Raw genomic sequence first — 9,344 nt, forward strand, 5'->3', positions numbered from 1 at the left:
GACGTCGGTTCGAGTGTTTCGACCCTTAAGGTCGAAAAGTATCGAGAACAAGTAAAAAAATATATTATTAATTGTGCATTATTAATTATTACTTATATTTGCACCCAATTTCGGGTTAACCTCTGGCGAGAATCGTGAATGTTGTTTCGAATTAATTTGATTTAAATTTAAAGATATGGAATCTTTAGTAAAATTTGTACAAGACGAGTTTGTAACAAGAAAAGATTTTCCAGAGTTTAGTGCTGGAGATACAATTACGGTTTATTACGAAATTAAAGAAGGTAATAAAACACGTACACAGTTTTTTAGAGGTGTTGTTATTCAAAGAAGAGGAACAGGAACTTCAGAAACTTTTACTATCAGAAAAATGTCTGGAACTATTGGTGTAGAACGTATTTTCCCAGTAAACATGCCAGCATTACAAAAAGTTGAAGTGAACAAGCGTGGTAGCGTTCGTAGAGCACGTATTTACTACTTCAGAGGCTTGACTGGTAAAAAAGCAAGAATTAAAGAAAGTATGAAACGTTAATAATCAGTTAATAACGTTGGGAAGCCCTGTTTTTACAGGGCTTTTTTTATGAACAAAAGTTAATAACTCTTGTTTATAATTGGTTGATATCTAACACCTTAAATAATTTGGAAATTTAAAATGTCGCCATATATTAGCAAAACGATTAAGGGACAACTTCGGTTGGTGTTAGTTTGAAAATAACTACTTTATTCTTAAATCGTATAAAGTAACGTTCTTTATATAATTGTTTTTTGAGGTTTTGAAACAGTATGTGTAAGCATATGTGGTTGAGAAATCATGAAGCTAAAAAAGTACAGCATATTCTGTAGGTTGTAACTTGGAAGTGGAAAGCTACGGATAGTAATTGAATCGAAAGTGATGGTTACACACATGTAGCAATGATTTGAAAATGGTGAGTCATGAAAATGGATTACAACGGACAAATCATCAAGAAAAGCAATTAAAACGAAACATTTTTAGCAACACGTCAATACATTTTGAAAGTTGCACTATTAAAAATGTTTTTTTGAAACGGTTTCGCTTGAATTGAAAAGTATGAATGTATTTTCATATGAGGTAGCAGCAATGTTACATAGATCATGCAAAACATTTCAAAAGAAAGCCATGTCAACATCAGGTTTATCCTGAAGTGATATGGCTTTTGTTTTTTATATATTCGTGTTTCGTATATTAAAACCGTATCAATAAAAACATGAACTTACCCGTTATCTCTGATCAAAAATTTGAAAAACAAGACTACCGCTCAAAGGGTCTTCCTAAAGCAGAATATGATAATTGTACGTTTACAAACTGCGATTTTACTGATTCATACCTATCTGCCACATCTTTTATAGAATGTCAGTTTACTGACTGTAATTTAAGTGGCGTAAAAATTAAAGACAGTACTTTTAATGAGGTTTTATTTACACATAGTAAATTGTTGGGTATAAATTTCACGGAATGTAGTGACTTTCTATTTTCAATTGAAGCGCATCATTCTATTTTTAGTTTTTCATCTTTCTACAATAAAAATCTAAACCAAACGCATTTTAACCATTGTATTTTTGAAAAAGTAGATTTTACTAATGCCAATTTATCAAAAGTACGCTTTGAGAAATCAGATTTAAAGCATGCTATATTTGAAAATACCTATTTGGAACATGTAGATTTCAGGACAGCAAATAATTTTAATATTAATCCAAATAACAATAAACTTAAAAAAGCACGATTTTCAAAAGATGGTGCACTTACCTTATTATCAAACCATCAAATCATTATAGAATAAATTGGGTTAAACAGCGTGATGCATCTATAAATCAGCAATATTTGTTATATTTGCAGTTCTTAAAAACAAAGCATTCACGTCTATAAAAATCTAAATAATTATGACAAAATCTTCTACAATAATTTACACTAAAACAGATGAAGCTCCAGCATTGGCTACCTACTCCTTTCTACCAATAGTAAAAGCATTTGCAAAATCATCTGGAATTACTGTTGAAACTAAAGACATCTCATTGGCTGCTAGAATATTAGCCGTTTTCCCAGATTTCTTAAGTGCAGAACAACAAGTAGAAGATGCTCTTGGCATTTTAGGTGAGATGGTTAAAAAACCTGAAGCCAATATCATAAAATTACCAAATATTAGTGCTTCAATTCCACAATTGAAAGCTGCTATAAAAGAGTTGCAGAAAAAAGGTTACAAGCTTCCCGATTACCCTGACAACCCTGAAAATGACATTGAAAAAGACATCAGAAATCGTTATGACAAAATAAAAGGAAGTGCTGTAAATCCAGTACTTCGTGAAGGTAATTCGGATCGTCGCGCACCTAAAGCGGTGAAGAACTTTGCCAAAAAGAATCCACACTCTATGGGAGCATGGAGCAAAGACTCCAAAACACATGTAGCTACAATGAGCGAAGGTGATTTTGCTCATAATGAAAAATCGACAACTATTTCAGATGCTACGTCAATTAAAATAGTTCATACTGATATATCAGGAAATGAAACAGTTTTAAAACCTGCATTTCCATTATTGTCTGGTGAAATTATTGATGCAACTGTAATGAGTAAAAAAGCGTTATTAAGCTTTTTAGAACGTGAGATTGCTGATGCTAATGAACAAGGCGTACTTTTTTCACTTCACATGAAAGCGACTATGATGAAAGTAAGTGACCCCATTATTTTTGGTCATGCTGTTCGGGTGTTTTTTAAAGATTTATTTGAAAAGTATCAAAGCGATTTTGATGCTATTGGTGTAGATGTTAATAATGGTTTCGGTAATTTGGTAAGTAAAATTTCAGAATTACCAGAAGCAAAACGCAAGGCTATTGAAGCTGATATAGAAGCTACGTTTAACAATCGACCAGATTTAGCCATGGTCAATAGCGATAAGGGCATTACAAATTTACATGTTCCTAGTGATGTCATTATTGATGCTTCCATGCCAGCTATGATTCGTACATCTGGCCAAATGTGGAATAAAGAAGGTAAGCAACAAGATACCAAAGCTGTAATTCCAGATAGCAGTTATGCTGGTGTGTATAGTGCTACTATTGATTTTTGCAAAAAACATGGAGCCTTTGATCCTACTACTATGGGAACCGTTCCTAATGTTGGCTTAATGGCACAAAAAGCTGAAGAATATGGATCGCATGATAAAACATTTGAAATTTCAAGCGACGGAAAAGTTTCGGTTATTGATACCTCTGGGAATACTTTAATGGAACATAACGTTGAAGCTGGTGATATTTGGAGAATGTGCCAAGTAAAAGATGCTCCAATTCAAGACTGGGTTAAGCTAGCCATTACAAGAGCCAGAAACTCTCAAACACCAGCCGTTTTTTGGTTAGATAAAAATAGAGCTCATGATGCTGAATTAATTAAAAAAGTCAATATCTATCTAAAAAACCATGATACCAATGGATTGGATATTCGTATTCTCTCACCTGTTGATGCAACTCAATTTACATTGGAACGTGTAAAGGATGGAAAGGATACCATTTCAGTTACGGGTAACGTATTACGTGATTATTTAACAGATTTATTCCCAATTTTAGAATTAGGAACCAGTGCAAAAATGCTATCCATTGTTCCATTAATGAATGGTGGTGGATTATTTGAAACAGGTGCAGGAGGTTCTGCTCCTAAACATGTTCAGCAGTTGGTTGAAGAAAATCATTTACGTTGGGATTCATTAGGTGAGTTTTTAGCATTGGCTGTTTCATTGGAGCATTTAAGTGAAGCTTCTAATAATCCTAAAGCATCTATTCTTGGTGAAGCATTAGATGATGCAACAGAAAAATTATTACAGAACAACCAATCACCTAAACGTAAGGTTGGGGAATTGGATAACAGAGGTAGCCACTTTTATTTAGCATTGTATTGGGCAGAAGCCTTGGCCAATCAGAATAAAGATGCTGAACTCAAAAATACGTTTGCCAGTTTATCAAAATTATTTAAGGATAAAGAAACCTTAATTATAGAAGAATTAAATAAAGTTCAAGGTAATTCGGTTAACATTGGTGGTTATTACGAACCAAATGATGCCATGGCTAATTCAGTCATGCGACCAAGTGATACACTAAACAAAATATTAGATTCAATAAACTAAACATAAAGTTAATATGAAAAGCTCCTTTTAAAGGAGCTTTTTTTATACTTTTATTAAAAATTGCTATTAATGACGGTTAAAACTTATTACCTACTGCTACTGCTATGTTTGATCAATATTTTTACATACGCTCAAGATAAAGTAACCTTAAGTGGTATAGTTTCAGATGCAGATAGCAACGAAACGTTAATTGGCGTTAACATCATCTTTCCTGAATTAAAAACTGGTGCAACAACCAACGAATACGGATTTTATTCCATCACCATACCCAAAGGCTCCTATAATATAGTAATAAGTTATTTAGGCTATCAAAACATTACAGAAACCATTGACTTAACTGATAATATCAAAAAAGATTTTAGTCTTATCGCATCAGTCGAAAGCCTTGATGAAGTTGTAATAAAAGAGAATGTTGAAAAACTCAACATTAGAAAACCACAAATGAGTATCAATGCCCTTACATCTAATACCATTAAACAAATTCCTGTAGTTTTTGGTGAAGCCGATGTAATAAAAGCCATCACATTGTTACCTGGTGTAACCACTGCAGGAGAAGGTGCTTCAGGGTTCAATGTTCGTGGTGGTGCAGCCGATCAAAATTTAATATTACTAGATGAAGCGACTATTTATAATTCTTCACATCTATTTGGTTTCTTTTCAGTTTTTAATCCTGATGCTATTAAAGATTTAAAGCTTTATAAAGGAGGAATTCCTGCTCGCTATGGTGGTCGTGTTTCCTCTGTTTTAGATATCTATCAAAAAGAAGGAAACAGTAACAAATTCCACATGAATGGTGGCATAGGTTTAATATCCAGTAGGTTACTTGCTGAAGGCCCAATAAACAAAGGAAAAGGTTCCTTTCTACTAGGTGGTAGAGCAACGTATGCACACTTATTTTTACCGTTATTTGATATTGAGAACAAAGCCTATTTTTATGACTTGAATACAAAAATAAGTTACAAACTAAATCAAAACAACAATGTCTATTTATCTGGCTATTTTGGTCGTGACGTATTTAGTTTGAATGAAAGTTTTAAAAATACCTATGGAAATACCGTTTTAAACTTCAGGTGGAATCATCTATTTTCTGATAAACTTTTCTCAAATCTGTCCTTAATTTATTCCGATTACTACTATGGTCTTCGTCTTGATTTTGTTGGATTTAATTGGGATTCAGGTATTCGAAATTTTAATATAAAGTATGATTTCAAGCATTATTTAAGTGATAAAATAAAACTACAATATGGTTTAAACAGTATTTATCACAAATTCAATCCTGGTGAAATAAAACCCTCAAATGATGAGTCTGGTATCAATGCAGATAAGCTAATTGACAAATATGCCTTTGAAAATGCCTTGTATTTAGACATAGAACATAAATTGACTAATAAATTGAGTGCTTCTTATGGTTTACGTTATAATTCATTTTTAAGGTTAGGCCAAGACGAATTGAATATTTATGCAAATGACCAAGCCGTGAATTTTAACCAAGAACTTCAAATTTATGAAAAAGCAGAACCACTTGGTACCGAAAAATACAATAGAAGTGATGTGATTAAATCTTTCGGCAATTTTGAACCAAGATTAGCATTGTCTTATTTATTAAACAACAGTGCTTCAGTTAAGGCAAGTTATAATCGCTTGAGTCAATATTTACATTTAATTTCTAATACCAGCTCACCAACACCTTTAGACGTTTGGGCTCCAAGTGGCAAGTATATAAAACCCCAAATACTGGATCAAATTGCAATAGGATATTTTAAGAATTTAAGAGATAACACCTACTCTTTAGAAGTCGAATCTTTTTATAAAAAAGTTAAAAATCGAATTGATTATATTGATGGCGCAGATTTAATTGCCAATGACGCCATAGAACAGGTTATTTTAAATGGTGAAGCTAGAGCCTATGGTTTGGAAATACTTTTTAGAAAAAACGAAGGTCGTTTTAAAGGTTGGATTGCCTATACACTTTCAAAATCTGAACAACGTACGCCTGGTAGAAATAACTTTGAACCAGGAATAAATAATGGCGAATGGTATAGCACACCGTATGATAAAACACATGATGTATCATTTACTGGTAGCTGTGATTTCAACAGAAAATGGCGCTTTAATGCTAATTTCTTATTTCAAACGGGACAACCAGTTACCTATCCTAACGCTCAATATGAGTATAACGGCATTACCATTCCAAACTATGGTTTAAGAAATGAATATAGATTACCAGCCTATCACAGATTAGATATTTCTGCAACTTATACACCAAAACCCGACTCTAAAAAAAGATGGCAAGGCGAATGGGTTTTTGGTATTTACAATATATATAACAGGCGCAATGCCGCATCAATAAATTTTCAAGAAAACAGAGATACTGGTGTCAATGAAGCCGTAAGACTTTCAATTTTTGGCATTGTACCATCCGTTTCATATAACTTTAAATTTTAACATGATGAAAATTAAATATATACTCCTTTTATTTATTGCCTTTATAGTATTTTCATGTGAGGATGTTATTGACGTTGATGTACCTACTTCAGAACCACGATTAGTTATTGACGCATCAATAAATTGGTTTAAAGGAACCGCTGGAAATGAACAATCAATTAAATTGACGCTAACAGCTCCATTTTTTAATGACGGTGTACCTCCAGCCAACAATGCTCTAGTTTCTATTACAGACCAAAACAACAATATTTTTGATTTTATTGAAGAAGGTGATTCAGGTATTTACATGAATTCTGATTTTATTCCAGTCATTAATTCAGAATATACCTTAACTATTATTTACAACAATGAAACCTATACCGCCACAGATACACTTCTATCAGTTGCTGAAATCGATCGTGTTGAACAAAATTTAGAAGGCGGTTTTACTGGTGAAGAAACTGAACTAAAAGCTTTTTTTACAGATCCTGCAGATGAAGAAAATTATTATTTTTTTGAATATATACCAAGTATTCCAGTAACGCCTACGTTAGACACATTCAAAGATGAATTTGTAAACGGCAATGAAATTTTTGGGTTCTATGTAGAAGAAGATTTAGAACCTGGTGATGAAGTGATAATTAGAAATTACGGTGTTTCAGAACAATTTTATGAGTTTATCTTTGTACTCCTTCAACAAACAAGTCAAGGAGGTGGCCCCTTTGAAACACAACCAGCCACTGTGCGAGGAAACTGTATTAATGTAACTAATTCTAATAATTATCCTTTGGGCTATTTTAGATTATCAGAAGTATCTGAAATAATATATACCGTTCAAAATTAAATAATCAAAAAACCTTATTTTTGATTTATGAATTTCATTAAAACTACGGAGCAAGATTCCAATTATAATCATTTGGAAAAAATGTCAATTTCTGAATTATTGATAAATATTAATAGTGAGGATAAAACCGTTCCAAACGCTGTTGAAAAAGCAATTCCACAAATAGAAAAATTGGTTACTGTAATTGTAAACAAATTACAGCAAGGTGGCCGCTTATTCTACATTGGTGCAGGTACAAGTGGTCGATTAGGAATTGTTGACGCATCTGAATGTCCACCAACCTTTGGAGTTCCTCATGATCTTGTTATTGGATTAATGGCTGGAGGCGATGATGCCATAAGAAAGGCCGTTGAATTTGCTGAAGATTCAAAAGTACAAGCTTGGTCAGATCTTAAAGAATATGATGTCAATGCAAATGATGTTGTTATTGGGATAGCAGCATCAGGTACTACCCCTTATGTTATTGGCGGACTTGAAACTTGTAATAACAATAATATCATTACTGGTGGTATAACGTGTAATCATGATAGCCCATTATCAAAGACTGCTAAATTTCCAATTGAAGTTATTGTAGGTCCAGAGTTTGTAACGGGTAGTTCACGAATGAAAGCTGGAACAGCTCAAAAACTAGTATTGAACATGATCTCAACAGCAGCTATGGTTCAATTGGGAAAAGTAAAGGGCAATAAAATGGTTGATATGCAATTAAGCAATAACAAATTAGTTGATAGAGGAACAAAAATGATCATGAATGAATTAGATATTTCTTATCAAGATGCTAAAATTTTGTTGGAAAAATATGGAAATGTTCGTTCTGCCATTGAAAATCATAAAAATGGAAACTAAACACACAAATAAAGAAATTTTAGTACAAGGTCTGAAAAAAATGGCCATTTCTCTAGTTTGCATGTTTATTGGTCCCTTATTGTTACATATTGCTTTTAGTAATCAAGAAAAACCATTGTATATCCCAATTTTAATAGTGGGTATATTAGTTTGTTCAGCAGCTATCTTTTTAGCTTTTAAAGGCTTAAAAACTATAATAAATAGTATGTTTAATTAAGATTAATAGATTTTGGTGTTGTAGGATTGTATCCAAAATTAATGTCATTAATGGTAATTTTTAATCCATCCAATATATAATTAATTATGGCATAATGGTGAATTGCATGACTATTGGCTTGAGCTAATAAAGCTGAATAAGTATAGTTTATCTTTTCTTTTCCTACTCCTAAATCATCTAACACGGTTACTTCTTTTTTTAAGTCCAAATCACCAAGGCTCAACAATCTCTCTTCTAAAATACTTAAATATTTTAGTGCACTTTCACAATTTGTTTCAACTTCTAAATCTCTACATCGAGCAGTCAAATCAAATATTTGATCAGATTTCAATATACAGTCATAAAAGTCTAGTACATGCCTTATATGAGATCCTACGCTTGAATAATAAGGAGGTATTGAATCATCAGATAAAATTTGGTCAGATAAGTTGGATAATAAAAAAAATACTTTTTGAAGTGTATTTAAGTTAGCTTGTATTATTGTATTCATGTAAGGCTTATAAAAGAGTAGAATTCAATTGGTCTGTAATATAATTAAATTTCTTCAATTGGTCTTTAAAACAAACTAACCTTACATGTATTACAAAAAAAGCAAAAAAAAAAGACTCAACCAAAAAAATGATTGAGTCTTAAAAAAGGCGGCGACCTACTCTCCCACGAGATGCAGTACCATTGGCGCTAACGGGCTTAACTACTCTGTTCGGAATGGTAAGAGGTGAGCCCCGTCGCTATAACCACCTTAAGTTATAGCTGATGTAATAGCTTTATCTATTACTTTCAGCGTCACATATAAAATGTGACAAATATTGTTGACATATTGAAAAGTTTACATGAAAATAGTTTGCACTTATAAAAAGAACGGCTGTACAATAAGCCTATGGGTTATTA

General features: G+C 32.5%; 8 protein-coding genes and 1 rRNA gene. 7 read left to right on the forward strand and 2 right to left on the reverse strand.

The window, feature by feature from the left end:
- Positions 1-175 precede the first annotated feature (175 nt).
- From rplS to HGK31_RS11575, 7 genes are all read left to right on the forward strand, one after another.
- On the forward strand, positions 176-529 hold the full coding sequence (gene rplS, locus HGK31_RS11545) for a 50S ribosomal protein L19 (RefSeq protein WP_104736136.1): 354 nt from the start codon (positions 176-178) through the stop codon (positions 527-529).
- 694 nt (positions 530-1,223) lie between these two features.
- The gene (locus HGK31_RS11550) at positions 1,224-1,796 is read left to right on the forward strand and encodes a pentapeptide repeat-containing protein (RefSeq protein WP_191860079.1); all 573 of its coding nucleotides are present in this window, start codon (positions 1,224-1,226) and stop codon (positions 1,794-1,796) included.
- A gap of 100 nt (positions 1,797-1,896) precedes the next feature.
- Complete coding sequence (locus HGK31_RS11555; protein WP_191860081.1) at positions 1,897-4,125, forward strand: NADP-dependent isocitrate dehydrogenase; 2,229 nt, start codon at positions 1,897-1,899, stop codon at positions 4,123-4,125.
- Between the two features lie 69 nt (positions 4,126-4,194).
- A complete protein-coding gene (locus HGK31_RS11560) occupies positions 4,195-6,570 on the forward strand; it encodes a TonB-dependent receptor (protein WP_191860083.1) in 2,376 nt (791 codons plus the stop codon).
- Between the two features lies 1 nt (position 6,571).
- Entirely contained in the window at positions 6,572-7,393 is an 822-nt protein-coding gene (locus HGK31_RS11565; RefSeq protein ID WP_191860085.1) for a DUF4249 domain-containing protein, read from the forward strand.
- Positions 7,394-7,420: 27 nt separating this feature from the next.
- Entirely contained in the window at positions 7,421-8,239 is an 819-nt protein-coding gene (gene murQ, locus HGK31_RS11570; RefSeq protein ID WP_191860087.1) for an N-acetylmuramic acid 6-phosphate etherase, read from the forward strand.
- Positions 8,229-8,456, forward strand: coding sequence for a DUF6095 family protein (locus tag HGK31_RS11575; protein ID WP_191860088.1), 228 nt, complete (start codon positions 8,229-8,231; stop codon positions 8,454-8,456). Before murQ ends, HGK31_RS11575 begins: the two co-directional genes overlap by 11 nt.
- On the opposite strand, the gene HGK31_RS11580 is transcribed toward HGK31_RS11575, so the two are convergent.
- Together HGK31_RS11580 and rrf are read right to left on the reverse strand one after the other, a co-directional pair.
- Positions 8,449-8,946, reverse strand: coding sequence for a hypothetical protein (locus tag HGK31_RS11580; RefSeq protein ID WP_191860090.1), 498 nt, complete (start codon positions 8,944-8,946; stop codon positions 8,449-8,451). The genes HGK31_RS11575 and HGK31_RS11580 overlap by 8 nt on opposite strands.
- A 143-nt stretch (positions 8,947-9,089) precedes the next feature.
- Positions 9,090-9,198 (reverse strand): 5S ribosomal RNA (rrf, locus tag HGK31_RS11585).
- Positions 9,199-9,344 lie beyond the last annotated feature (146 nt).

Origin of the sequence: Hanstruepera ponticola (assembly GCF_012931685.1) — a bacterium.
In the GTDB taxonomy this organism is placed as follows: Bacteria; Bacteroidota; Bacteroidia; order Flavobacteriales; family Flavobacteriaceae; genus Hanstruepera; species Hanstruepera ponticola.